The sequence below is a fragment of the Pantoea sp. Morm genome (assembly GCF_016643525.1).
Taxonomy (GTDB): Bacteria; Pseudomonadota; Gammaproteobacteria; order Enterobacterales; family Enterobacteriaceae; genus Pantoea; species Pantoea dispersa.
Genome location: NZ_VOQX01000239.1, coordinates 1 through 1,540, shown reverse-complemented (window position 1 = coordinate 1,540; position 1,540 = coordinate 1). Strand labels below are relative to the sequence as shown.

Here is a 1,540-nt window from a genome sequence, read left to right as displayed (position 1 = left end):
CAGATCGTCAACACCTTGCTCAGCGAGATCTTCCAGCGTGCAAACGCCTTTGGACGCCAGGCGATACGCCAGCGCACGATCCAGGCCCTCAAGATTCAGAAGATCCTCAGCGGGCTCCTGATTACCAAGGCTCTCTTCTTTCGCTAATGCCAGGGTGGTCAACGCATTTTTTGCTCGTTCACGCAGGGCTTCAATGGTCTCTTCGTCGAGGCCGTCGATTTCCAGCAACTCGTTGATTGGCACATAAGCCAATTCTTCCAGCGAAGAGAAGCCCTCTTCCACCAGTACGGTGGCGAACTCTTCGTCGATGTCGAGATGTTTGGTGAACATATCGATCGCTGCGTGGGCTTCAGCCTGATGCTTAGCCTGCAGATCATCGACGGTCATCACGTTCAGTTCCCAACCACTCAGTTGGGAAGCCAGACGCACGTTTTGGCCGTTACGGCCGATCGCCTGAGCCAGATTGCCGGCTTCAACAGCGATATCCATGGTGTGATTGTCTTCATCCACCACAATTGACGCCACATCGGCTGGCGCCATGGCGTTAATGACGAATTGTGCCGGGTTATCGTCCCACAGCACGATATCAATTCGCTCGCCACCCAGCTCGCTTGATACAGCCTGGACACGCGCACCGCGCATACCCACACAAGCACCGACCGGATCAATACGTTTATCGTTGGTTTTCACCGCGATTTTAGCGCGTGAACCTGGATCGCGCGCTGCCGCTTTGATCTCGATAACTTCTTCACCGATTTCTGGCACCTCAATGCGGAACAGTTCGATCAGCATTTCTGGCTTAGAACGGGTGACAAACAGCTGTGCACCACGCGCTTCCGGGCGAACGGCATATAACACGCCGCGAATACGGTCGCCTGGGCGGAAGTTTTCACGTGGCAGCATATCTTCACGTCCGATCACGGCTTCAGCATTGCTGCCCAGATCGAGTGAGATGCTGTCGCGGTTTACTTTCTTCACCACGCCGGTGATGATTTCACCTTCGTGCTGACGGAACTGATCAACCACCATCGCGCGCTCAGCCTCACGGACTTTCTGCACGATAACCTGTTTAGCGGTTTGGGTGGTGATACGGTCGAAGGTGACAGATTCGATCTGGTCTTCAACGTATTCGCCCAGATTGAACGCTTCGTCTTCAAAGCGGGCCGCATCCAGCGTAATTTCACGAGTCGGCTGTGTTACTTCTTCCACAATCTGCCAGCGACGGAAAGTATCGAAATCACCGCTGCGACGGTCAATGCTGACGCGCACTTCGATCTCTTGCTCATACTTCTTTTTAGTCGCAGTGGCCAAAGCGCTCTCAAGCGCCTCGAAGATTTTCTCACGTGGCAGGGCTTTTTCGTTAGAAACGGCTTCTACTACAGCTAAGATCTCTTTGTTCATCCTGGTTAGCCTCAATCCGGACTTTTAAAAGTGGGGGACCAGGTCCATTTTTCGCAAGATCGGCGTAATATTCGCCACGTTTTCGGACGCGGGGTGGAGCAGCCTGGTAGCTCGTCGGGCTCATAACCCGAAGGTCGTC

At 53.9% G+C, this 1,540-nt stretch carries 1 protein-coding gene; it reads right to left on the bottom strand.

The window, feature by feature from the left end:
* On the bottom strand, window positions 1-1,401 hold a 1,401-nt coding region (gene nusA / locus FT726_RS27200), incomplete at its 3' end, for a transcription termination factor NusA (RefSeq protein WP_346303842.1).
* Between the last annotated feature and the right edge of the window lie 139 nt (window positions 1,402-1,540).